Here is a 23,276-nt window from a genome sequence, read left to right as displayed (position 1 = left end):
AGTTTTTTTAACAAAATTTTATAATTTTAAACCCGCACTTTTATTTTGAAGTTACCCTTTTTAAAACTAAGAGATGGGGAATTAAAAATTTCAGCATAAAAAAAGCGGAAAAATAAGAGCTAAGAGTCAGTGAATCGGTGCTTTACAAAATGAATAGCTAAACACAGCATTTCATTTTAGGCAACTGTTAACAAGTTCAGTTTTTATTACTAATAAATAATTGTATTTTTACGCGTACTAAAATCTAAATATTTTAATGGGTAAAATCATTGCAATTGCCAATCAAAAAGGAGGGGTTGGTAAAACAACAACTTCTGTAAATTTAGCGGCCTCTTTAGGTGTGCTAGAAAAAAAAGTACTTTTAATAGATGCCGATCCACAGGCAAACTCCACTTCTGGTTTAGGAATTGATGTTGAAACTGTCGAGATTGGTACCTATCAACTTTTGGAGCATACCAATAGTGCTCGCGACGCAATTATAAAAACAAACACACCTAATTTAGATATTATTCCTGCACACATAGACCTTGTTGCTATTGAGATAGAACTCGTAGATAAAGAAAATAGGGAGTATATGTTAAAAAAGGCGCTTGAAGATATAGTAGATGATTACGATTATATTTTAATTGATTGTGCCCCCTCTTTAGGGTTACTCACCTTAAATGCTTTAACAGCAGCACATTCGGTAATTATTCCTATTCAGTGTGAATATTTTGCACTCGAAGGTTTAGGGAAATTATTAAATACCATAAAAGGTGTTCAAAAAATACACAATGCAGATTTAGATATTGAAGGCTTATTATTAACTATGTACGATTCGCGTTTGCGTTTATCGAACCAAGTAGTTGAAGAAGTGCAAAAACATTTTAACGATATGGTGTTTCAAACTATTATACAGCGAAATGTGCGTTTAAGTGAAGCGCCTAGTTATGGCGAAAGCATTATTAATTATGATGCTAGCAGTAAAGGAGCCATTAATTATTTAAGTTTAGCTAAGGAAATTATTAACAAAAACTCCTAAAAAATGGCGAAGGCAACAAAGAAACAAGCGTTAGGAAGAGGCTTATCGGCACTTTTAAAAGACCCGAGTAATGACATCAAATCTGTACAAGATAAAAATGCAGATAAAGTTATTGGTAATATTGTAGATTTAGAATTAGCTTCAATTGAAGAGAATCCTTTTCAGCCTCGTACAAATTTTAACGAAGAATCTTTACGAGAATTAGCATCTTCCATTAAAGAGCTTGGTGTAATACAGCCTATAACCGTTAGAAAAGCAGGTTTTGAAAAATACCAATTGGTTTCTGGAGAGCGCCGTTTTAGAGCCTCTAAATTAATTGGATTAGAAACGATACCCGCTTACATACGTATTGCGAACGACCAGGAAAGTCTTGAAATGGCTTTGGTGGAGAACATTCAACGCCAAGATTTAGACCCAATAGAAATCGCATTATCTTACCAACGTTTAATTGACGAAATCCAATTAACACAAGAACAGATGAGTGATCGCGTTGGTAAAAAACGCTCTACAATTGCCAACTATATGCGATTGTTAAAACTAGACCCGATTATACAAACCGGAATGCGCGATGGCTTTTTATCTATGGGACACGGTCGTGCAATTATTACTATCGAAGATCAAAGCATACAGTTAGATATTTATGAAAAAATCATAGCTAATAAATTATCTGTTAGAGAAACCGAAACCTTAGTTAAAAGCTATAATGAAACGCGTCAAATCGTTGTTCCTAAAAAGAAAACCGATAAAGAATTGCCTGTTTACGTTAAAAAAGGAATTAAAGATTTCTCGGAATACTTTGGTCATAAAATAGACGTTAAGGTTTCTAATAATGGAAAAGGTAAAATATCAATACCGTTTCATTCTGAAGAAGATTTTAACCGTATCAAAAAGCTAGTTGAGAGTGCTAAATAAAATTACGATAGCGTGTGTATTGTGTCTAACTTTTAGTTTTTCCGCTTTGGCGCAAACAATAAAAGGGAACACAATAGACGCAAAGCATCTTTCCGAGCCCGTATCGGTGTCTTTAGACTCTACTCAATTACGAAAACCGATCGATCCATTAGCACCTTCTCGCGCAGCCTTTTACTCGGCTATTTTACCAGGTTTAGGACAAGCTTACAATAAAAAATACTGGAAAATACCCATTGTATATGCCGCAATTGGGACCGGTATTTATTTCTATATCGATAATAATACCGAGTATAAAAAAGTAAGAAACGCTTATAAACGCAGATTAGCCGGCTTTAGTGACGATGAATTTCAAGGCCGAATAACCGACGACGGCTTGCGAGAAGCACAAAAAACACTACGCCGAAATAAGGAACTTTCCTTATTAGTAACCGTAGGTTTATATGCTTTAAACATTATCGATGCCAATGTAGACGCACATTTACTACAATATAATATAGACGATAATTTATCGCTTAAACCACATTATGAAATAGACCAGTTTGATAATACTGGTCGTTTAGGTCTTACGTTTAATCTGAAATTAGATTAACATATTTAATACCTTTTTAAATCCATTTATTTTAAATGAAAATAGCTTTACTCGGATACGGAAAAATGGGAAAAACTATTGAAGCTCTTGCCATTAAACGCGGTCACACAATTGTTTTAAAGTGCGATGATACCAGCGAAAATGACCTTAAAAACGCCGATATCGCTATAGATTTCAGCATTCCTGAAGCCGCTTTTAATAATATTTCTAAGTGTCTTAATAACAATACCCCTATCGTTTCTGGTACTACAGGGTGGCTCGATAAATATAATGATGCAGTTGCTTTATGTAAGGATAAAGATGGAGCTTTTATTTATGCGTCTAACTTTAGTTTGGGTGTTACTATTTTTTTCGAACTGAATAAAACTTTAGCCAAAATGATGTCTAATTTAAAAGAGTACACGATAGATTTAGAAGAAATACATCACACTCAAAAACTAGACGCACCTAGCGGAACTGCCATTACACTCGCAGAATCTATAATCGACAATCACCAAAAATACACGCAGTGGAAACTCGATTCTAACGCCGAAAACACGGTCTCAATCTCGGCTAAACGTCTTGATAATGTTCCGGGAACACATCGTATTAAATATGTGAGTGCTGTGGACACTTTAGAAATAAAACACACCGCACACAGTCGCGAAGGCTTTGCATTAGGAGCTATTGTTGCTGCCGAGTGGCTAGTAGATAAAACGGGCGTTTTTACAATGAAAGACGTGTTAAATATTCGTTAATTACCAACAAAAATGTAACATTGGTTTTTATAAAACTACAAATAGAATTAGTAATAATCTAATAGACAAACGTCTTTAAAAATATAATATGAGTTTTACACAGTTGTTAATTTTTCTCTTAATCATTCAGGCCGTTCACGGCTTAGCTACTTGGAAATTATATTTAAAAGCAGGAAAACATGCTTGGGAAGCATTTATCCCTGTGTACAACGCCGTTATTTTAATGAAAATTATTAACAGGCCGTGGTGGTGGACCATCCTTTTATTTTTACCTATCGTTAACCTTATTATGTTTCCAGTAATTTGGGTAGAAACAGCGAGAAGTTTTGGTAAAAACTCCAATTTAGACACCTTCTTAGCCATAATATCTTTAGGATTTTATAACTTCTATTTAAACTATGCCGCCGATGTTACTTATATCGAAGACCGTTCGCTACAACCCCGTTCGGAGGTTGGAGATTGGGTAAGCTCGATACTATTTGCTATTGTTGCCGCAACTATCGTACATACTTATTTTATTCAGCCGTTTGTAATACCAACCTCTTCTTTAGAAAAAACATTACTGGTGGGCGATTTTCTTTTTGTAAGTAAATTTCACTACGGCGCAAGATTACCACAAACCTCTTTAGCGTTACCAATGGTGCACGACTCTATTCCTGTCGTACATACCAAATCTTACATCGCCGACGATGACAGAGCAACACGCGACGAGTCGTGGGCAAATAAAACGTTTCTACCGTATTTGAGATTACCAGGTTTTCAGAAAATAAAACGAAACGATATCGTGGTTTTTAATTGGCCTGTAGATACAGTTCAGGATTTCTTTAAAGTCCCAAAACGTGGATTTATTAAGCCTGTAGATAAAAAATCGAACTACGTTAAGCGTGCCGTTGGAGTTCCTGGCGATTCGATGGCTATTAAAAATGGATACATTTATACTAACGGAAAGAAAAATGAACTCCCGGATCGTGCGCGAATTCAATTTTACTATTCGGTAACTACTAAAGACGATTTAGATCAAGGTTTCGTAGACCAAAATATTCATTCTCAATTTTGGAGATTTTATAATATTAGCTCAAAATATTGGGACGATACGCGACTTCAAGAGTATTTTAACACCGACAATCGCGCCTATTTAAATGAAGGCAGTAGAGACTCCTTAAATGTTGAAGTAGTTGGTTTTGTAAGAAACGACGATATGCAAAAATTTAAAATGGAACCGCTTTTAAATAAAATTAATGTTAATTTAACCGAAGAAGAGGCCCAAACATTACGCGAAAATCCTAAAGTAGCGTCTGTTGAAAAATTTGATTATCAACCCAAAGAAGATGTGTTCCCACATTCTCCAGATTACAACTGGAGTTTCGATAATTTTGGTCCCATTTATATTCCTGAAGCGGGGAAAACGGTCGACTTAAACCTTGAAGTGTTGCCGTTTTATGAGCGCATTATTTCGGAATACGAAAACAATACAATTACAGTAAAAGGCAATCAAATTTTTATTAATGGTAACGTCGCCACCTCTTACACATTTAAGCAAGATTATTACTGGATGATGGGAGATAACCGCCATAATTCTCAAGATGCGAGAGCTTGGGGTTACGTGCCATTCGATCACGTAGTGGGTAAACCTGTTTTAATTTGGATGAGTTGGGATACCAATGCTTCTGGGTTTAATAAAATACGTTGGAATAGATTATTTACAACGGTTCACGGTAGCGGAAAACCGGTGTCGTATTTAATTCCGGTACTTATTTTAATCGCTCTCGGTTATGGTTTTTCAAAATATAAAAAACGCAAGAAGAAATAACAACTTTATATTCTTATAAACTATAAACGCTTTACTCTCAGTTTAATATAGAGCACCGCGTTTAGGTGCTTAAGATTATGATAGCTCAGCAATTGAAAACTCGTTACGAATGACATCCATTATACTACATCCTACCTATTTCCCGACTATTGAAACGTTTGTAGCGTTAGTAAATACGGATAGCGTTACGTTTGAAGTATACGATAACTACCAGAAACAAACCTATAGAAACCGCTGTTACATTTATGCTGCAAATGGTAAATTGCAGTTAAGTATTCCGGTTATTTATACGCAAAAAAACCGTCAGTTATATCAAGAAGTAAAAATAGCCAACACGTACAATTGGCAAGACATTCATTTTAAATCGTTGGAATCGGCTTACAGAACTTCTCCTTTCTACGAGTTTTACATAGATGACATTAAACCCTTATACACCACACCTTTCGATTCTATTTTGGAATTTAATATGGCGTGTTTTGATGTTATTTGTGACGCTTTACAATTGGATATTACAATTACCAAAACTGAAGATTTTAAAAAAGAATATAAAGAGAATACAGACGGTAGAGATTTAGTAAATGCTAAAAACGAAACTGCTCTACCATTTGATAATTATATGCAAGTATTTAACGCAAAGTACGGCTACATTAATAATCTTAGTATATTAGACTTATTATTTAACGAAGGTCCAAGTGCTTTAGCTTATTTAGAGGCACAACATTATAAATAATGCTTACAGATTTTATACATTACGGCATTCATTTTGGTGGCCCTTTATTAGTTGCCGTGTTATTTTACAAAAAAATATGGCTTAAGGCTTTTGGTATACTCCTTTTAGGAATGCTTATTGACTTAGATCATTTATTGGCAACGCCACTGTTCGATCCTAATCGGTGTAGCATCAATTTTCATCCACTGCACTCCTATTACGCAATTGCAGTGTATCTCTTTCTATTGCTACCGAAGAAAACCAGACTTATTGGTTTAGGTTTAGTCATTCATATAATTGCAGATAGCGCGAATTGTTTAATGCTGTAATTATCGCGGGAGACTCACGCGAGACATAATTGGATAATGATCGGAATATAAGACATCGTATGTTTTAAAGCTATTTATTGTAAATTCCGGATCGGTTAATATAAAGTCTATTCTAATCGGGAAAAACTTAAAATCGTACGTTCTACCGAAACCATTTCCAGCCGCGTTAAAGTTGTCTATTAAATCACCTTTTACGCGCTTATACGCATAAGAAAAGGCTGTATTATTTAAATCTGTTCCTACAATCGTTTTGTAAGGTGATTTGTTTTTATGAAGCAAAAACAATTCCGCTTGTAACTGCTGCGTTTTAAACGTGTTTCCTACTCCTTTAAATAATTTCTGGGCATCATCTTCGGTCAGTTTATCTAAATTAGGATCTATACGCAACGATTGCAAGTGAATATTATACAAGCGAATAGTATCCTTTTCTTTTACAATGTCTGCATAAATAGCATTATTCGAAGTATTAGGAAACTCCACAGAGCCAGAATTTATGATAGGATATTGTGAAAAAATTGCTTGTCCGTATTTAGTTTTGTTACCCGAAAGTTCTTCAAATTTATACTTAAAAAAAGATAAATCTACGTTTTTATGTGGATGGTATTCCTGCATCAATAAAACGTCTGGCGCCTCTCTTTTAATGAATTGTTCAATTTTAGTTTCAACACCCTTCTCAGAAATCCAATCGTATAAATTGAATAACCGCACATTATAATTCATTACCGAAATGGCATTTTGGCTGATTTCACTCTTAGATTCTGAAAACTTATATAACGACCCCAATGAAAAATAACCGATAGCCAACATAAGAAGCGATAGAATGACTTGCTTCTTAATTTTAACTAACCAATACAATACAAATAACGTATTGATAACAATTAAAATAGGCACGCCCAAACTCAGTACAGAAAAAGAGGAGAATGTTTTAGGCGGCAATAAAGGCAATATGTAAGATAGCAAAAGAAGAAAAGCTGCAACAGAGTTGAAGAAGAACATAACTTTTTCAAAAAATCGAAGGTTTTTCATAATCTATTTTCCCGCTCTAAATAAGAATTCCTTTTCGGCCGCCGTTAAACTGTCGTACCCGCTCTTACTTATTTTATCAAGAATAACGTTTATTTTCTTCTGGTTGTTAAATTTATCAAACTCCCCTTTAGTAAAACCACCAACTTTAGATTTGTCTTTGTGAACCGTTTTTAAAGGCGATTTCGTTGACGTTTTAAACCAGCTAGAAATGGCATCCAATACACTTTCAAAACCCCTACCAATATCATTCCCTTTTAATAATTGCTTAGCATATAGATACCCTAAAAAGGCACCACCTAAATGTGCTAAATTACCGCCAGAATTCAATCCGAATAGCCCTAAGACATCAAATGAGACAAAAGCGACTCCTAAATACCATAATTTTACATTGAAGGTAAAAAAGCTCACCTTTTTATCAGGCATATACGCACAAATAAATATGAACAATGCTCTAACCGCTGCCGATGCTCCTACCAAATATGTGGTTCCAGAAAAGTAAGACGGTAATACAGTATAGCCTACAATAAAGAATAAGCCACCAAAAATGGCTCCTAGAAAATAAATGTTTAAGGCTGTTTTAGCACTAAACAGACTTAAAAATATGCGTCCAATAAAATACAACCAAGCCATATTAAATAATATATGAAAAAAGTCGAAATGTAAAAACGCATAAGTAAAAATGGTCCACGGTTTAACTAAAAAACTATTTATTTCGCTAGGTAATTGTAGCCATAATATAATGTTACCAGAAACCGATTTTAATAGAAATGACAGTAAAAAAACAATAACATTAATCGCTATTATTTTTTCTAACACATTAAGCCGTGCTAGTTTATATTTTATATCCTCGTTTAAACTCATATAAAAACCTTTTTGTATGTTTTGTATAAATTAATCTATTCTAAAATTATTAAAAGTAGTAGTGTCATTTTTCCAGAATAGCATAATGATAAATCCTACTAAAGCACCACCAACGTGCGCCATAAACGCTGTATTACTCGGACTAAAAAAGGACTGCCCCGTGAGTGCCGATATAATATCTAAAGCGATGATACCTGGTATAAAATACTTCGCTTTTATAGGGATTGGTAAAAAAATCAGCATTAATTCAGCATTAGGGTTTAACATCCCAAACGCTACTAAAATACCCATTATACAACCTGAGGCACCTACCATTGTTGCATTAAACACAGGGAAAATAGACTTTAAATTCTCAAATTGCTGTGCATTAATGCCTCCCATCGCCTGGTTTTTTCCTAACATATCAAAAATCTGACTACTCGATAAACCCGAATTAATCAAAGCATCGAAAGCTGGTAAATAGTTAAAATAATAAAATCCTAACTGAAACGCAGCAGCGCCTAAGCCTGCAGAAAAATAAAGAAATAAGAATTTTTTAACTCCGAGTTTTTGCTCTACCGCCGTACCAAACATCCAAAGGGCAAACATATTAAACAATATATGCATAAAACCACCATGCATAAACATATGCGTAATTATTTGCCACGGTTCAAAAACGTCGCTTTCGGGAAAATGTAAAGCGAACAAATCATAAAATAACGTACCGCCACCAATGGCTAACGTTGCCACAAAAAAGATGACATTTATAATTATTAAGTGTTTTACAGTATCGGTAATTCTCATCATTGTGCTGTGTTGTATTTAATAAATTCTAAACAAACTTTTTATCTAATTCGTCGACGGTGGTCGTTGTAAAAGTGATTTTATTTGCTGGCGATACATTGGGTTCTTTACAAGCAAATAGAGAATTTACAAGATGTTCTTGCTCCATTCCTGTTAAGCTTTGCCCTGTTTTAATCGCTAAACTTTTGGCCATTGATTTAGCTAGCAAATCGGTAGCACTAAAATTACTGTCCGGCACTTCGTTTTCAACATCACTAATAAGTTGTTCTAAAATAATAGAAACTTCACTTTCGGGCACACTTACCGGCACTCCAGTAATTTCTAATAATTCTTCTTTTATCGTCTGAAAAATAAAACCTGTATGTTCCAAATCGCTTTTTAGTTGCTGAATAATTTCAATTTCTTGAGGTGAAAAATGAAGTTGTAATGGAAACAATAATTGCTGACTCATCGCTTCTTTAATTGTCATATTTCTTAAGAAATCTTCGTATAACACCCGTTGGTGCGCCCGATGCTGATCGATAATCAACATTCCAGATTTTATAGTACTTATTATATATTTATTATGAACTTGATAGGTGGTGTGTTTGTGCTCCACTTTATTGGTTTCATCAAAAATAGAAGAGTTTTTTTCTTCCGTTTCAAAATGTATTCCACTAAAATCATTGTGCGACGGCATCTCATTAGACTCCAGCCCCACATACAAACTCTCCCAATTGCTAGAAGAATTAGTTGGTCCTGTTTTGTGTGTTCTTTGAGGTACAGAAGTCGCTATTTTTTCTTCTTGAAACGGATTAAATGTTCTATCCACCTCGACCGTTGGTGTTCCTTTTTGCTGGTAGCTATACGGCGTATCTAAGTTAGAATCTCTATCGAAATCTAATACTGGCGCAATGTTAAACTGCCCTAAACTGTGTTTTACAGCCGAACGCAAAATAGCATATAACGTATGCTCGTCGTCGAATTTTATTTCGGTTTTTGTAGGATGAATATTAATATCAATCGTTTGCGGATTCACCTTAAGATTTAAAAAATAACTAGCGTGAGCCCCATCTTTTAAAAGTCCATCGAAAGCGGAAGAAATAGCGTGATTTAAATACGCACTTTTAATAAAACGATCGTTTACAAAAAAGAATTGTTCACCACGAGACTTTTTAGCAAACTCTGGTTTACCGACAAATCCTGAAATGGCTAACACCTCAGTATCTTCATTAACAGGCACCAATTTCTCATTGGTTTTAGTCCCGAAAATATTTACTATACGTTGTCGGTAATTACTTTCTGGCAGATTAAACGATTCGCTACCGTTATGAAACATTACGAATTCGATAGTAGGATGTGCTAAAGCAACACGGTGAAACTCATCGATAATATGACGGGTTTCAACAGCATTCGATTTTAAAAAATTGCGTCGCGCTGGAATATTAAAAAATAAGTTCTTTACTGCAATCGAAGATCCTTTTGGTGTCACAACGACCTCTTGCGATTGCACTTCGCTTCCTTCAATAACTAAGCACGTCCCTACCTCGTCACCTTCTTGTTTTGTTTTTAATTCTACGTGTGCAATAGCAGCAATACTTGCTAAAGCTTCGCCACGAAATCCTTTTGTGCTTAATAGAAAAAGGTCGTCGGCTGTTTTAATTTTAGAAGTTGCGTGGCGTTCAAAACTTAAACGGGCATCGGTAACACTCATTCCCCCACCGTTATCGATAACCTGTATAAGTATTTTACCTGCTTCTTTAATGATTAATTTTATAGAACTAGCACCCGCATCGATCGCGTTTTCTAACAACTCTTTAACTACAGAAGCTGGTCGTTGTACGACTTCTCCGGCAGCTATTTGATTAGCAACGTGATCTGGTAATAATTGAATGATATCTGCCATTTAATTTAAAAAAAGAGAGTCAAATCGAAATCTATTATTAGTAAAAACAGAAAAACCAGTACCAAACCAATGACTAAGACTCTTCGGTTTACAGCTTTATCTGGGGAATTTTTAAACTCATCCCAAGCCGAAGTGAATTTCTGTTTTATATTTTTATTGCCAACTAAAGTGGTTCTATAATCGTCAAATTTGTGTTTTATTTCAAACGGGCTGCCCTCACCGTTGCTTTTATAATAACGCGGTGTATAATTATAGCGTTTATTCTTTTTCTGTTTTAAATATCCCATCGTTTGTAAAAAGATTAACGTAATTTAATATCTAAGTAGTACATTATCCCTATAATTAAAGCCAAAATAATTAGTAATATGGGCAACGTAGATACTTTGTTTTTTTTAACGGTACGCCTTGTTTTTTCCCATTCGGATAATATATCGCCAGTACTTGGTTCTTTAGAGCGTCTATTATCGCGTTTTTCTTTATCCGAAAATCGAGAATTATAATTAAATTGTTTATTCTTTTTTTGTGTAAACACGATACTTTAGCTGCTCGTTAATAACTTTCAAAAGTACAGAAAATACAATAGACTAAAGGATTGTAACTGCTAAAAAATGTTAACAAAAAAGCACCTTAAAGTATATAAAGATACTAAAAGATGCTGTTACTGTAAATTACTATTGGTATTATGCGTTTTCTCCTAGTTGCGCCATTTTAATAGCAGCAACTGCTGCTTCTGTACCTTTATTACCATGTTTTCCACCTGAGCGGTCTATGGCCTGTTGTAGATTATTATCGGTGAGCACACAAAAAATTACTGGTGTGTCGCGCGTTACATTGAGATCTTTAATACCGTGAGCCACGGCGTCGCAGACAAAGTCGAAATGCTTGGTTTCGCCTTGTATAACACTTCCTATAGCGATAACGGCGTTCATCATTTGCTCTTGCATCTTCTTACAACCATAAATAAGCTCATAGCTTCCTGGCACGTACCAGATTACTATGTTATCATCTTTTGCGCCGTGTTCTTTAAGCGTTTCTACGGCGCCTTTTAACAAGCCTTCTGTGATATCACTATTCCATTCTGAAACAACAATCCCAAACCGAAAATCTTTCGCGTCTGGGATTGATGCTTTATCATATTCTGATAAATTATTATTTACTGTTGCCATAAATATGTTCCGATACTATCGGAAGTTTTAATTTAGTTGGACATTGCTTCCGCTTTTCCTATAAACAAATCTATTGTTGTAGACTCTGAAGACGATGGGTATTTCTCTTTAATTGTATTAAAATAGCCTAAAGCTTCCTTAGCATTTCCTAATTCTAAAGCTGTAATTCCAGCTTTATAGTAATACGTTGGTGCCGAATATCCGTTTTCGCGTAATGTAGCAGCACTTTTGTAATACTTTAAGGCGTCTTCGTTCTGGTTTAACTGTACAAAAGCATCTCCAATTGCTCCTTTTGCCATAGGCGCTAAAATTTCGTCTTCGCTAGAAAACTTATCTAAGTGCTCTATTGCTTTTTTGTAATCTTTTAAATTTAAGTAAGCCATACCTGCATAATAGTTTGCAAGGTTTGCTGCTGGAGTACCACTATATTCGTTAATAATATCGATCATTCCAAACTTACCCTCGCTACCATTCAAAGCAACGTTGTATAACGAATCTGAGGAAACACCATTCACCGCTTCTTCAAAATTTTGTTGAGCGTGATACATATCGTTCATCGCTTCATTTTGCTTTGGTTCGTGTACAAATTCTTTATACCCTAAGTAACCAAGCACGATTACTGCTACCACACCAATTATGATAAAAATATACTTTTGGTTTTTAGCAACAAAGTCTTCAGTCTTAGATGCCGTTTCGTCTAAAGTATTAAATACTTCTGCCGTTGTTGAGTTTTCTTCAACTTCATTTACTACCTCTTTCTCTGTTTTAGGTTTGTAACCTCTTTTCTTATAAGTTGCCATATAGTGTATATTAGTGCCCCGCAAAAATAAAATTTTTATCCACATATAAAAGCTTATTTATTTGTTATTTTGTAATAATTTGCAAGACCCAAATTAAAAGGTCGAAACTTAGGTCGCTTTTAGACTAAATTACTATGATATTAAAATCACTTTCTTTACTAAATTATAAAAATTTTGACACCAAAACATTTAATTTTAATGACACCATAAACTGCATTGTCGGTAACAATGGCGTCGGAAAAACAAATATTTTAGATGCTATTTATCACTTGTCTTTTGGAAAAAGTTATTTTAATCCTATCGCTTCTCAAAATATAAAACACGATGAAGAATTTTTTGTTATAAACGGAGACTATGAAAAGGAAAATAAAGCTGAAAAAATTGTTATAAGCTTAAAAAAAGGTCAAAAAAAGGTTATTAAACGCAATAGTAAGTCTTACGAGAAGTTTAGCGATCATATTGGGTTTTTACCATTAGTTATAATTTCTCCGGCAGATCGCGACTTAATTATTGGCGGTAGCGATACGCGAAGAAAATTTATAGACAGCGTTATTTCGCAAAGTGATAACAACTATTTAATTACAATTATTAAATACAATAAAATAGTAGCGCAACGAAATTCGCTTTTAAAATATTTCGCACTCAATAACGCCTTTAATAAAGATACTTTAGAGATTTACAACTTACAATTAAGTGAATTTGGCACTGTTATTTTCGAGAAACGAAAGGCTTTTTTAGATAATTTTATTCCTATATTCAAAGAGCGTTATCGCGCCATTAGCAACGGTAATGAATCTGTAGATCTACACTATAAAAGTGATTTATTCGATTCCGATTTAAACAGTCTACTACAACAAGTTATAAACAAAGATAAAGCACTACAATACACCAGTGTAGGCGCTCATAAAGACGATTTATATTTTAATATAGACGGTCACCCCATTAAAAAATTCGGGAGTCAAGGTCAGCAAAAATCGTTTTTAATTGCATTAAAATTGGCCCAGTTTCAGTTTATAAAAAAACAAAGTGGCGTAAACCCTATTTTGCTATTGGATGATATTTTTGATAAATTGGATGAAGAACGCGTGTCGCAGATAATAAAATTGGTGAACGATGAAAATTTCGGTCAGATTTTTATTAGTGATACTCACGCCGAACGCACCGAGCGCGCAGTAAAACAGGTACATCAATCGTACGAGATTTTTAATATTTAAGTACTATGAAGTGTTAAAACTTCAACCGTGACACTATTAAAACGAAATTAACAGGCACCACCTTATATTAATGTGTAACTTATAGACTTTGTAAAATAGTCGGGCAACAAATCACCATAAATAATGAAAAAAATAAGCGTTTTAATAGTTATAACCCTTCTATTTTATAGTTGTAAAAAAGACCCGCAGACTTCTTTAAAACACCTTAATGGGTATTGGGAAATAGAAAGTGCAACAACTCCTAAGGGAAAAATACACGAGTATAGCATAAGCACAACTGTAGATTATATTAGTATTAATGACAGTTTAAAAGGCTTTAGAAAAAAATTAAACCCCACATTTACAGGTTCGTATAACACGTCTGAAGATGCGGAAATGATAACGGCTAAAATTGAAAATGACAGCTTAAATTTATATTACAGAACACCGTTTTCAACATGGAAAGAAACCGTAATAGTTGCAAACAAAGAACAATTAAAAGTGGTAAACGCAGATAATATGACCTACATATACAAACGATTTACACCTATTAACGTATTAGAATAAATTATGGCAAAACGAAATAACGATATATTAAGCTTCTCTGACGCATTAAAGGATTTTGTAGAAACTAATAAATTAGACAAAGGTTTAGACAAGGTAAATGTTAGGGACGCGTGGGCAAATTTAATGGGAAACGGTGTAAACAATTACACGACCAATATTGAATTAAAATTCGGTACTCTTTATGTACAATTAAGCTCTAGTGTATTACGAGAGGAATTGAGTTACGGTAAAAACAAAATTATAAAGATGCTTAATGAAGAATTAGGTAGAGAAGTTATAAAACAAGTTGTTCTTCGTTAAATAACGCTATTAAAAGAGAGTGTTCCCGGATTTGTTTCTCTATTTCAAATAGTAAAAATTACAGACCCTAGAAACCTAATTACAACTATTAAATAGCACTTTATTGCTCCTTTTTAAAGACTTTTACGCCAACACTAACTGCTGTGAAATAGTAGTTTTTAATAATAATAAAATAAAAAAATCTGTAAAAAGTTTTTTTAAATATAAAAGACTATATTTGATTATTATAAATTTAATTTTTTTTTAAAATGGCTCAAGGCACAGTAAAATTTTTCAATGATTCAAAAGGTTTCGGTTTTATAACTGAAGATGGATCTGACAAAGACCATTTCGTACACATCTCTGGTTTAATCGACGAAGTTCGTGAAGGAGATGTTGTAGAATTTGACTTACAAGAAGGTAAGAAAGGTATGAACGCAGTAAATGTAAAAGTAGTATAATATATATATTCTTTATTTCTTTACAAGCAAAGCTCACTTAACGGTGGGCTTTTTTTATTGTATTAAGTCAATTAAGTTTTAACGGTTATTAGTAGAACAACGACCGTATAGTTCTCTATTAAAATTTGTGTGTTACTCTAGAAACACCCAAAATTAGCCCATTCCCAAATAGATGATTCTTATTTATTTAAAATCATTTAAGTGCTCTCACTACGCTCAGTACAAACTAAAATCCAGACTTAGGTGTTTTTTTACAGCGTATGTTGTTTATTAGCAACCTCAGGGCTGCGCTCGAGACGACAAATTTGTGTTTTTTAAATGTACTTAGGCCTCTTTTAGGTTAACTAATATAGTGACTTGCTAATAAGAAATTAATTTAATTTTTAGGACACGAAAGGATTCTGTTTCAGCACATAAAAAGTCGCAAACAAACACTTATGCTGGCGTATCAGGTTTTATAAGCGAGATTTGTGACGGTGTAGCATTCTATTGACAGCCAAAGAAAAAAGGAGGCTCCTAATAAATATAAAAGTGAGATAATATATAGAAGATAATTTTTTTATAAATTTAAATAGTGAGTAAAAAAAGAGTCTCGATATAAAATCGAGACTCTTTTTAGTTTAAAGCTATATAATTTATTGCTTAACTATTTTCAAAACTTGTTGTGTGGTATCTGTTGTAATTGACATAAAATACAGTCCTGAAGCCACATCCGACATATCGATTGTTGTATTAGTCGTCATATTAGAAAGATCTATTCCTCTTACAAAACGTCCATTAATATCGTAAATCTCAGCTTTAGTTACCGTTACAGATTCTGTTTTCTGAATAGTAAAAATTCCATTTGAAGGATTCGGGAATATTTTAATACTGCCCATTACATTTGAAACCTCATCTGTTGACAGCGAATAATTGCAATTGTAAACCATAAATTCATCTACATACCAGCCATCTCTACCGTTACAACCATCTGTTCCAACTTCAAATCTAAACTGTATTGTAGAATTTGCGTTTACACCTAATACCGATAAATCGACAACACTAGTTCCCCAACTTCCAGTAAAAGAACCTTCATCTGAGCCCGTAAATGCACCTTCACCAGCTAATGGATTATCATTACCTTCGGCAACTGTAGCCAAACTACTATTGTAAGCATTTTCTACAAAAGCACTCGTTGGCAATAAAGCCCACGTTGCACCATCTAAGCTATATTTTATATTTCCACCATCATAATCAGGTTCTGTAGACACAAAATGATTAAATGATAAGTTGTAATTACCATTAGAAAAATCTGGCATAGTAATCACCGGACTTTCTAATCTCATAATTCCGTTTTCAAAATCTGTAGAACAGTTTCCATTTACTGGGTCTGCTCCAAAAATAGCACTTCCTGTTCTTTCGCTTGGCAGCGCGTTAACCACTATCCAATCTCTATCCTCCCAAGTCATAGCGTTAACTGGTAATTGTGCTACGCTCCAATTCCCCATTCCAGACTCCCAATCTTGAAAGTATATAGGGTTATTTGTGGCATTGTCGCAAAGCGGTGCTATTTCACTAAGTATTGGAGAATAATTACAACTATCAGGATTTATTCTTAATTCTACCGCAAAAATAGCATTGATTACTTGGGTTACATCGGCTGCTGTAATTATTTCTCCCGACAGTCCTGCAGGTGCATTTACAGTAGATAAACCTTCTAAATTAATCCCTATTAAATCGTTAGCAGAAGCTTCTAAAGCATCAGCTAAACTCGTAAAATTACTTGTCGCCGTTAAATATTGGCTTTGTGCTCTCCAAAAAATGTGAGCTGCTTTTGTAAAGCCAATACCGCTTACAGTATAACTATTAAAGGTTCCTCCGTCAACGATTAAAGAATAAGCGCGATTAGGTATCCCACTATTAGAGTGCACTCCACCAGCATCTCCTTCACCACAACGGTATTGAAAATCGCTTACTTTACCAGGATCTCCATTACAATTAGGATTCCACATATCTCGTATAGCACCTCCAAAAGCTGTTGCATCTTCCCCAATTCTCCAGCGGTCTGAACTTCCACAAGAAACTCTCAATGCTTGGTTATCGTCTGCATCTTCATAGCCATTTAATAAATCGATAGTTTCTCCCCAAATATCAGAAAACGATTCATTTAAAGCACCAGATTGGTACGCGTAAATTAATCCGCTAGTATATTCTGTATAAGCGTGACCCCATTCGTGTGCAATAACATCGTCGGTTGCTGTACCATCGCAATAATTCGCTGTGTACCCGTTCCAGTTTGCATTAGGGCACGAAATGTTAGGATTATTATTTATGGTTTTCATTTGTGCATCCGTATTATTATAAGACACATAATTAAAAGCATTTTTAAAAAAATGGTACGTATGTCCAGAGGCCTCTACTTCATTTTGTTGCCAAATGGTTAATCCATTAGGAAAGGCATCGCCTTCTTGCCAAACAATATCTGATGTATTTTCTTCGTATACCACGCGATCTAATGCGTGTGGCATACCCGTGTACTGTTCTACAATAGATCCAGAATGTGCATCGATAAAAACATATTCTCTAACATCGTTTTTATTAGCAACCTCTATTTTATAGGCTAAATTATTGGTGTCAATATACCCTTTCACCAATCCTTTATTAAATATGTATAGTGTATTCGATAGGGCTTCTAAAGACGCACCCGAAAAATTCAAATTTTGATTTTCAATTTCTTGAATCGCTAAGGCATTCGCTTCAGCAGAAGAAACAGTAGCCGTTGCGTTTAATTTAATTCCTGAAATGTAATTACCATTAACTGCTGTTAATTCGTTTTTAGCATTAAAATGAAATACTAATTTACCATCAAAAACAGGAACCCCTTGATGTGTCTGTACCAATACAATTCGCTTTAAACCGTTAGAATCGGTTTCAGGAGTATTTGTTTTAAAACTAGAATTCACTGCATCCATTTTAAAGATTGCTTTGTTTTCTTCTAAAAAATAAAGTGCCTTAGACTGTAGCGAATTGCCTTTTAATTGTAGGCCTTTACCTTTTTTGAAAGCAATAAAATCAGGAATCCCTGAGCTCGCATTTACAGTAATTTTAGCACCGTTTTTTTTTTGAAATTCTGCAATAGCTTTGACATTGCTTTGAGAAAATCCTAAAGCAGTAGTTAAAAAAGCAGAAAACAATATTAATTTTATGTTTTTCATTGAGTTTTTTTTGATTTCGCTAAAATACCTGATTATCGGGCATAAAAAAAGCCTAAAGGTGTTAAATTCAGGCTTAAATGTATATTTTATAAGATAAAGTACTTAAAACAATTCTCTTCCTGAGAAGTGAAAAGCACTTTCAATAGCTACGTTTTCATCGCTATCACTCCCGTGAACCGCATTTTCTCCAATAGAAGCTGCGTATAATTTTCTAATAGTACCATCAGCCGCATCTGCAGGATTTGTTGCTCCTATTAATGCTCTAAAGTCTTCAACTGCATTTTCTTTTTCTAAAACTGCAGCTACAATAGGACCACGAGTCATGTATTCTACTAATTCACCAAAGAAAGGTCTTTCGTTATGAACCGCGTAAAATGTCTCAGCATCAGCCTTGGTCATTTCAGTTAATTTCAGTGCTACAATTCTAAAACCTGAAGCATTAATTTTTTCTAAGATTGCGCCAATATGCCCTTTTTCAATTGCATCTGGCTTAAGCATTGTAAATGTTCTGTTTGTTGCCATTTTTTATTTTTATTTTTTGCAAAAGTAATCTATTTCTAAATAAAAACAATATATTCAGTTATTAAAAAATTGTATATTCGTGCCCTATGAGCACACAAGACATTTTAGAAATTAAAACATTGCTAGCGTTCCCAAAACAAATAGCGATTATTCCACATAAAAATCCAGACGGAGACGCTATCGGCTCTACCTTAGGCCTATTGAATTATCTTTTAAAGCTTAATCATAACGCTGTAGTTATTGCGCCCAACGATTATCCAGATTTTTTAAAATGGCTACCCAATGAAAGTAGTATTTTAAAACACGACACTCAGCAAGCAGACTGCGATGCGTTTATTACTGATGCCGATATCATTTTTACGTTAGATTTTAATGCATTGCATAGAACCGGTAATATGGAAGCGATTCTAAAAGCTAGTGACGGCCTAAAAATAATGATAGATCACCACCAGCAGCCCGACGATTATGCTAAATACGTTTTTAGCGATGTCACAATGAGTTCTACCTGCGAAATGGTATATCACTTTTTTGAAAAACTAGACACTCTAGAATCTATAGATAAAGACATTGCTACGTGTTTATACGTGGGGATTATGACCGATACAGGATCGTTTCGATTTAGGTCTACCACCAGTACAACGCACAGAATTATAGCAGACCTCATCGATAAAGGTGCCGATAACACACAAATACATAACAACGTTTACGACACTAATAGTTACAACCGTTTACAATTATTAGGTTGTGCTTTAAGTAATCTAAACGTTTTACCAGAATATAGAGCGGCCTATATTACGCTCTCTCAAGAAGAATTACAAGGTTTAGATTATAAAAAAGGAGATACTGAAGGTTTTGTTAATTATGCTTTATCGCTAGACAATATTGTATTAGCGGCTATTTTTATTGAAGACAAAAAACAGGGTATTATTAAAATCTCGTTGCGCTCTAAAGGCGATTTTTCGGTTAATGAATTATCGAGGCAACACTTTAACGGTGGTGGCCACACCAATGCTGCAGGTGGTAAAAGTGATACCGATTTACAAACAACAGTTGAAAAATTTATTAGTATATTACCCCACTATAGCAACGCCTTAAATAATGAATAAACTTTTTTTACCAGTTTTATTACTCCTCGCCTTCTCGTGTAAATCGCCAGAAGCCCGCAAACCAATTAGCGTTAAAACAGGCTCTTTCATAAACGAATCGGTGCAACGAAACATTAATTTATACAATCAAGAAAAAGAACAAATTCAGGCTATTATTAGCGAATTTCCAAATGAAGAGTATATATCTTCAGAAAATGGCTTTTGGTACACCTATATTAATAAGGTCGACAACGATAGTTTAGAAACACCAGATTTTGGCGATATTATCAACTTTAATTATGATGTATCGCGTTTAGACGGCAGTACCATTTATTCCAAAGAAAACTTAAAGACCCGCAATTACGCGATGGATCAAGAGGAGTTATTTAAAGGTTTAAGAACAGGACTGAAGCTTATGAAAGCAACCGAAACCATAAAATTTATATTCCCTTCCCAAATGGCATACGGCTATTATGGCGATGACAATAAAATAGGTAGAAACCTACCTATAGTTTGCGAAGTAACAATTAACACAATAATAAAAAAATAATTTTTAAACGATGAATACACTTAAACAAACGATGAAAATTTTTATTCTAGCTTTAATAGCAACGCTAACGTCTTCTTGCCAAGAAAATAAATATCCAGATTTAGAAGATGGCCTTTACGCAGAATTTGTAACCAATAAAGGAACTATGGTTGGTAAATTATACTACGATTTAGCTCCTGTTACGGTGGCTAACTTTGTATCGTTAGCCGAAGGAACAAACACTAAAGTAGATTCTACTTATGTAGGTTTAAAATTCTACAACGGCACCACATTCCATAGAGTTATAAACGAATTTATGATTCAGGGTGGAGATCCAACAGCAAGTGGATCTGGTAATCCAGGTTATAAATTCAAAGATGAAATTAACTCGGCTAAACACGATAAGCCTGGTATGTTATCTATGGCAAACTCGGGACCAGCAACAAACGGTTCTCAGTTTTTTATTACTGAAAAACCAACACCCCAACTAGACCCTAAACACACTGTTTTTGGTGAATTAGTACTTGGTTTAAATGTGCAAGACAGTATCTCGAATGTAAAAACCATACGTGGAGATAAGCCAGAAAAGGATGTTGTAATTGAAGCGTTAAATATTATTAGAAAAGGTAACGACGCGAAACAATTTGATGCTCCTAAAGTCTTTAATACTTATTTTATTGATTTAGAAAAAGAAAATAAAGAAGCTGCCGAAAAATTAGAAAAAGCTAAAGCTAATTTTATAGAAAAAAATGAAGCGTTAAAAGCAGATATGAAAACATTTCCTTCGGGATTAGGAATGACTATGACCAGTGAAGGTAGCGGGGTTGAACCACAGATGACAGACAAAGTAGTAATTGCCTATTCAGGTTATTTAGCTGATGGAACATTATTTGATACAAGTGATGCTGAAGTGGCTAAAGAATATGGTACTTACGACGAGAAAAGAGATGCACAAAACGGGTACCAAGCGTTCCCAATGATTTATAATGAAACAGCAACTTTAATCCCAGGATTTAGAGAAGCGATGTTAAATATGAAAGTTGGAGATAAAGCAAGAGCTTTTATTCCTGCTACTTTAGGATACGGCGCTCGTGGTGCTGGAAGAATCATTCCTCCTAACTCAGATTTAGTTTTCGATTTAGAAATTGTTTCTATTAAAGAATAATCGGAACCAATTAAATACTATTAAAAACCTTCAGAGATGAAGGTTTTTTTTTGTTTCTATAACTAAGGTTTTATTCACTATTTAAAAGGCGTCCATAAAAAAAGCCTGCATTACGCAGGCTTTCATTTTTACTTATAGTGTTATTCTTAATTGTGATTCTTCAACGCGTTAGTTTCAGAATTATTTTTTAGGAATATTCTTTAAAATCTCTAATACAAACTTCCAGTATTTTTGTGCTGAAGAAATACTAGCTCGCTCATCTGGAGAGTGTGCTCCTCTAATAGTGGGACCAAAACTAATCATTTCCATTTCTGGATAATTCTGTCCTAATATTCCACATTCTAAACCTGCGTGACAAGCAGCAACGTGTGCTTTTTCGCCATTCATTTTTTCGTATAAAACATCTAAAACTTTAAGAATTGAAGACTCCATATTTGGAGCCCATCCTGGGTAATCTCCAGAAAATTCTACCTCACATCCTGTTAATTCAAAAGCAGCACGTAAAGTGTTTGCCAAATCTATTTTAGAACTTTCTACCGAGCTACGTGTTAAACACGCAATTTTAATGTTTCCATCCTTCACTACTACTCTAGCGATATTGTTGGACGTTTCTACCAAATCAGGAATATCAGCACTCATTCTAAACACACCGTTTACTGCCGCATAAATAGCGCGTGTTAATCCTTCCTGAACTCCTAAATCCATCATTTTTTCTGGTGTCTCGCACGCAGAAACAACAATTTGTAAATCCGGCTCCATTGTTTTTAGCTCCGCTTTAATAGTCGTTGCTAATTCTTCCATCTCTGCAACAAACACTTCTTCGTGTATGGCATCTATAACAACAGTGGCATTGCTTTCTCTAGGAATAGCATTACGTAAACTACCGCCATTAATTTCAGAAATTCTTAAGCCGAAATTTTCGAATCCATCAAATAATAAACGGTTCATAATTTTGTTTGCGTTTCCAAATCCTTTATGAATATCCATTCCAGAGTGTCCACCCTGCAATCCTATTACTGTAACAGTATATCCTGTTTTAAATTCTGGTGTTTCCTCTTCGGTGTACGTTCGTGTTGCAGTAACATCTACACCTCCAGCACAACCTACTCCTATTTCGTCATCTTCCTCAGTATCTAAGTTTAATAAAATACCGCCAGTAAGCAATCCGCCTTTTAAACCCTTTGCCCCCGTCATTCCTGTTTCTTCGTCTATGGTAAATAACGCTTCAATAGCAGGATGCTCAATCGTTTTACTTTCTAAAATAGCCATTATTGTCGCTACTCCTAGTCCGTTATCGGCCCCTAAAGTGGTTCCTTTTGCACGAACCCAGTCACCATCAATGTGCATTTCGATTCCTTGAGTATCGAAATCAAAATCGGTATCTGCATTCTTTTGGTGCACCATATCTAAATGCGACTGTAATACAATAGCCACATGATCTTCCATTCCTGAAGTTGCTGGTTTTTTAATAATTACATTTCCAACTTCGTCTTCTATAGTTTCTAAACCTAATTTAGCGCCAAAGTCTTTAATAAATGCAATAACACGTTCCTCCTTTTTTGAAGGTCTAGGTACCGCATTTAAATCTGCAAATTTGTTCCAAAGTTCTTGTGGCTCTAATGCTCTAATTTCAGTATTCATTTCTATATTTTT

The 23,276-nt window shown here is 34.5% G+C and carries 24 protein-coding genes; 14 read left to right on the top strand and 10 right to left on the bottom strand.

The features are described from left to right. The first annotated feature begins 256 nt into the window (after positions 1 to 256). The 7 genes from ES677_RS11350 to ES677_RS11320 all read left to right on the top strand — a co-directional run bounded on the left by ES677_RS11350 (position 257) and on the right by ES677_RS11320 (position 6,107). Positions 257 to 1,021 (top strand): ParA family protein, encoded by a 765-nt coding sequence (locus ES677_RS11350; protein WP_148370825.1) that lies wholly within the window; start codon positions 257 to 259, stop codon positions 1,019 to 1,021. 3 nt (positions 1,022 to 1,024) lie between these two features. Beyond that, a complete protein-coding gene (locus ES677_RS11345) occupies positions 1,025 to 1,933 on the top strand; it encodes a ParB/RepB/Spo0J family partition protein (protein WP_148381296.1) in 909 nt (302 codons plus the stop codon). Positions 1,934 to 1,979: 46 nt separating this feature from the next. Then, the gene (locus tag ES677_RS11340; protein WP_394348794.1) at positions 1,980 to 2,522 is read left to right on the top strand and encodes a DUF5683 domain-containing protein; all 543 of its coding nucleotides are present in this window, start codon (positions 1,980 to 1,982) and stop codon (positions 2,520 to 2,522) included. A 35-nt stretch (positions 2,523 to 2,557) separates the two neighbouring features. Then, positions 2,558 to 3,259: a 4-hydroxy-tetrahydrodipicolinate reductase gene (gene dapB, locus ES677_RS11335; RefSeq protein ID WP_148381295.1), complete on the top strand. Its 702-nt coding sequence runs from the start codon at positions 2,558 to 2,560 to the stop codon at positions 3,257 to 3,259. An 88-nt stretch (positions 3,260 to 3,347) separates the two neighbouring features. Continuing rightward, on the top strand, positions 3,348 to 5,069 hold the full coding sequence (gene lepB, locus ES677_RS11330) for a signal peptidase I (RefSeq protein ID WP_148370821.1): 1,722 nt from the start codon (positions 3,348 to 3,350) through the stop codon (positions 5,067 to 5,069). 109 nt (positions 5,070 to 5,178) lie between these two features. Then, on the top strand, positions 5,179 to 5,799 hold the full coding sequence (locus ES677_RS11325) for a WbqC family protein (protein ID WP_148370820.1): 621 nt from the start codon (positions 5,179 to 5,181) through the stop codon (positions 5,797 to 5,799). Continuing rightward, positions 5,799 to 6,107, top strand: a complete 309-nt coding sequence (locus ES677_RS11320) for a DUF6122 family protein (RefSeq protein ID WP_148370819.1) — start codon at positions 5,799 to 5,801, stop codon at positions 6,105 to 6,107. Before ES677_RS11325 ends, ES677_RS11320 begins: the two co-directional genes overlap by 1 nt. Here the strand turns inward: ES677_RS11320 and ES677_RS11315 are convergent, their stop codons facing one another. From ES677_RS11315 to ES677_RS11285, 7 genes are all read right to left on the bottom strand, one after another. Next, positions 6,108 to 7,133, bottom strand: a complete 1,026-nt coding sequence (locus ES677_RS11315; protein WP_148370818.1) for an endonuclease/exonuclease/phosphatase family protein — start codon at positions 7,131 to 7,133, stop codon at positions 6,108 to 6,110. It abuts the gene before it with no gap. Positions 7,134 to 7,136: 3 nt separating this feature from the next. Next, a complete protein-coding gene (locus ES677_RS11310; RefSeq protein WP_148370817.1) occupies positions 7,137 to 7,994 on the bottom strand; it encodes a rhomboid family protein in 858 nt (285 codons plus the stop codon). A 30-nt stretch (positions 7,995 to 8,024) separates the two neighbouring features. Next, positions 8,025 to 8,780 (bottom strand): rhomboid family intramembrane serine protease, encoded by a 756-nt coding sequence (locus ES677_RS11305; protein WP_148370816.1) that lies wholly within the window; start codon positions 8,778 to 8,780, stop codon positions 8,025 to 8,027. Positions 8,781 to 8,805: 25 nt separating this feature from the next. After that, a complete protein-coding gene (mutL, locus tag ES677_RS11300; RefSeq protein WP_148381294.1) occupies positions 8,806 to 10,662 on the bottom strand; it encodes a DNA mismatch repair endonuclease MutL in 1,857 nt (618 codons plus the stop codon). A gap of 5 nt (positions 10,663 to 10,667) precedes the next feature. After that, positions 10,668 to 10,949 (bottom strand): riboflavin synthase subunit beta, encoded by a 282-nt coding sequence (locus tag ES677_RS11295; RefSeq protein WP_148370814.1) that lies wholly within the window; start codon positions 10,947 to 10,949, stop codon positions 10,668 to 10,670. 393 nt (positions 10,950 to 11,342) lie between these two features. Beyond that, the gene (gene ribH / locus ES677_RS11290; RefSeq protein ID WP_148370813.1) at positions 11,343 to 11,828 is read right to left on the bottom strand and encodes a 6,7-dimethyl-8-ribityllumazine synthase; all 486 of its coding nucleotides are present in this window, start codon (positions 11,826 to 11,828) and stop codon (positions 11,343 to 11,345) included. A 32-nt stretch (positions 11,829 to 11,860) separates the two neighbouring features. Further along, positions 11,861 to 12,628 (bottom strand): tetratricopeptide repeat protein, encoded by a 768-nt coding sequence (locus tag ES677_RS11285; protein WP_148381293.1) that lies wholly within the window; start codon positions 12,626 to 12,628, stop codon positions 11,861 to 11,863. A 134-nt stretch (positions 12,629 to 12,762) separates the two neighbouring features. On the opposite strand from ES677_RS11285, the gene recF reads away from it, so the two are divergent. The 4 genes from recF to ES677_RS11265 all read left to right on the top strand — a co-directional run bounded on the left by recF (position 12,763) and on the right by ES677_RS11265 (position 15,128). Beyond that, positions 12,763 to 13,842, top strand: coding sequence for a DNA replication/repair protein RecF (gene recF / locus ES677_RS11280; RefSeq protein WP_148370811.1), 1,080 nt, complete (start codon positions 12,763 to 12,765; stop codon positions 13,840 to 13,842). 123 nt (positions 13,843 to 13,965) lie between these two features. Continuing rightward, a complete protein-coding gene (locus ES677_RS11275) occupies positions 13,966 to 14,388 on the top strand; it encodes a hypothetical protein (RefSeq protein WP_148370810.1) in 423 nt (140 codons plus the stop codon). 3 nt (positions 14,389 to 14,391) lie between these two features. Beyond that, positions 14,392 to 14,688 carry a DUF721 domain-containing protein gene (locus ES677_RS11270; RefSeq protein ID WP_148370809.1) on the top strand — a complete coding sequence of 99 codons (297 nt, stop codon included), beginning with the start codon at positions 14,392 to 14,394 and terminating at the stop codon, positions 14,686 to 14,688. Positions 14,689 to 14,936: 248 nt separating this feature from the next. Further along, positions 14,937 to 15,128, top strand: a complete 192-nt coding sequence (locus tag ES677_RS11265; protein ID WP_148370808.1) for a cold-shock protein — start codon at positions 14,937 to 14,939, stop codon at positions 15,126 to 15,128. A 635-nt stretch (positions 15,129 to 15,763) separates the two neighbouring features. On the opposite strand, the gene ES677_RS11260 is transcribed toward ES677_RS11265, so the two are convergent. After that, entirely contained in the window at positions 15,764 to 18,322 is a 2,559-nt protein-coding gene (locus tag ES677_RS11260) for a M4 family metallopeptidase (RefSeq protein WP_148381292.1), read from the bottom strand. Between the two features lie 102 nt (positions 18,323 to 18,424). Next, a complete protein-coding gene (locus ES677_RS11255) occupies positions 18,425 to 18,844 on the bottom strand; it encodes a nucleoside-diphosphate kinase (protein ID WP_148381291.1) in 420 nt (139 codons plus the stop codon). An 86-nt stretch (positions 18,845 to 18,930) separates the two neighbouring features. Between ES677_RS11255 and ES677_RS11250 the strand changes: the two genes are divergently transcribed. From ES677_RS11250 to ES677_RS11240, 3 genes are read left to right on the top strand one after another with little or no spacing between them, the layout of a single operon-like run. Then, positions 18,931 to 19,950: a DHH family phosphoesterase gene (locus ES677_RS11250; RefSeq protein WP_148381290.1), complete on the top strand. Its 1,020-nt coding sequence runs from the start codon at positions 18,931 to 18,933 to the stop codon at positions 19,948 to 19,950. Beyond that, positions 19,943 to 20,479 carry a gliding motility-associated peptidyl-prolyl isomerase GldI gene (gene gldI / locus ES677_RS11245; protein WP_148370804.1) on the top strand — a complete coding sequence of 179 codons (537 nt, stop codon included), beginning with the start codon at positions 19,943 to 19,945 and terminating at the stop codon, positions 20,477 to 20,479. The genes ES677_RS11250 and gldI overlap by 8 nt, the downstream gene beginning before the upstream one ends. A 10-nt stretch (positions 20,480 to 20,489) precedes the next feature. Next, positions 20,490 to 21,623: a peptidylprolyl isomerase gene (locus ES677_RS11240; protein WP_246124506.1), complete on the top strand. Its 1,134-nt coding sequence runs from the start codon at positions 20,490 to 20,492 to the stop codon at positions 21,621 to 21,623. A 180-nt stretch (positions 21,624 to 21,803) separates the two neighbouring features. Here ES677_RS11240 and ES677_RS11235 read toward each other — a convergent pair whose 3' ends face one another. Then, a complete protein-coding gene (locus ES677_RS11235) occupies positions 21,804 to 23,264 on the bottom strand; it encodes an aminoacyl-histidine dipeptidase (RefSeq protein ID WP_148370803.1) in 1,461 nt (486 codons plus the stop codon). Positions 23,265 to 23,276: the final 12 nt, after the last annotated feature.

This window comes from Bizionia gelidisalsuginis (assembly GCF_008086185.1).
GTDB classification, from domain to species: Bacteria; Bacteroidota; Bacteroidia; order Flavobacteriales; family Flavobacteriaceae; genus Bizionia; species Bizionia saleffrena.
The sequence above is the reverse complement of the archived record's forward strand: the minus strand, read 5'-3'. Positions and strand labels throughout refer to the sequence as shown.

Coding starts and splice junctions, on each gene's coding strand:
- ES677_RS11350 (WP_148370825.1), top strand. CDS start 257: ATGGGTAAAATCATTGCAATTGCCAATCAAAAAGGAGGGGTTGGTAAA.
- ES677_RS11345 (WP_148381296.1), top strand. CDS start 1,025: ATGGCGAAGGCAACAAAGAAACAAGCGTTAGGAAGAGGCTTATCGGCA.
- dapB (WP_148381295.1), top strand. CDS start 2,558: ATGAAAATAGCTTTACTCGGATACGGAAAAATGGGAAAAACTATTGAA.
- lepB (WP_148370821.1), top strand. CDS start 3,348: ATGAGTTTTACACAGTTGTTAATTTTTCTCTTAATCATTCAGGCCGTT.
- ES677_RS11325 (WP_148370820.1), top strand. CDS start 5,179: ATGACATCCATTATACTACATCCTACCTATTTCCCGACTATTGAAACG.
- ES677_RS11320 (WP_148370819.1), top strand. CDS start 5,799: ATGCTTACAGATTTTATACATTACGGCATTCATTTTGGTGGCCCTTTA.
- ES677_RS11315 (WP_148370818.1), bottom strand. CDS start 7,133: ATGAAAAACCTTCGATTTTTTGAAAAAGTTATGTTCTTCTTCAACTCT.
- ES677_RS11310 (WP_148370817.1), bottom strand. CDS start 7,994: ATGAGTTTAAACGAGGATATAAAATATAAACTAGCACGGCTTAATGTG.
- ES677_RS11305 (WP_148370816.1), bottom strand. CDS start 8,780: ATGATGAGAATTACCGATACTGTAAAACACTTAATAATTATAAATGTC.
- mutL (WP_148381294.1), bottom strand. CDS start 10,662: ATGGCAGATATCATTCAATTATTACCAGATCACGTTGCTAATCAAATA.
- ES677_RS11295 (WP_148370814.1), bottom strand. CDS start 10,949: ATGGGATATTTAAAACAGAAAAAGAATAAACGCTATAATTATACACCG.
- ribH (WP_148370813.1), bottom strand. CDS start 11,828: ATGGCAACAGTAAATAATAATTTATCAGAATATGATAAAGCATCAATC.
- ES677_RS11285 (WP_148381293.1), bottom strand. CDS start 12,628: ATGGCAACTTATAAGAAAAGAGGTTACAAACCTAAAACAGAGAAAGAG.
- recF (WP_148370811.1), top strand. CDS start 12,763: ATGATATTAAAATCACTTTCTTTACTAAATTATAAAAATTTTGACACC.
- ES677_RS11275 (WP_148370810.1), top strand. CDS start 13,966: ATGAAAAAAATAAGCGTTTTAATAGTTATAACCCTTCTATTTTATAGT.
- ES677_RS11270 (WP_148370809.1), top strand. CDS start 14,392: ATGGCAAAACGAAATAACGATATATTAAGCTTCTCTGACGCATTAAAG.
- ES677_RS11265 (WP_148370808.1), top strand. CDS start 14,937: ATGGCTCAAGGCACAGTAAAATTTTTCAATGATTCAAAAGGTTTCGGT.
- ES677_RS11260 (WP_148381292.1), bottom strand. CDS start 18,322: ATGAAAAACATAAAATTAATATTGTTTTCTGCTTTTTTAACTACTGCT.
- ES677_RS11255 (WP_148381291.1), bottom strand. CDS start 18,844: ATGGCAACAAACAGAACATTTACAATGCTTAAGCCAGATGCAATTGAA.
- ES677_RS11250 (WP_148381290.1), top strand. CDS start 18,931: ATGAGCACACAAGACATTTTAGAAATTAAAACATTGCTAGCGTTCCCA.
- gldI (WP_148370804.1), top strand. CDS start 19,943: ATGAATAAACTTTTTTTACCAGTTTTATTACTCCTCGCCTTCTCGTGT.
- ES677_RS11240 (WP_246124506.1), top strand. CDS start 20,490: ATGAATACACTTAAACAAACGATGAAAATTTTTATTCTAGCTTTAATA.
- ES677_RS11235 (WP_148370803.1), bottom strand. CDS start 23,264: ATGAATACTGAAATTAGAGCATTAGAGCCACAAGAACTTTGGAACAAA.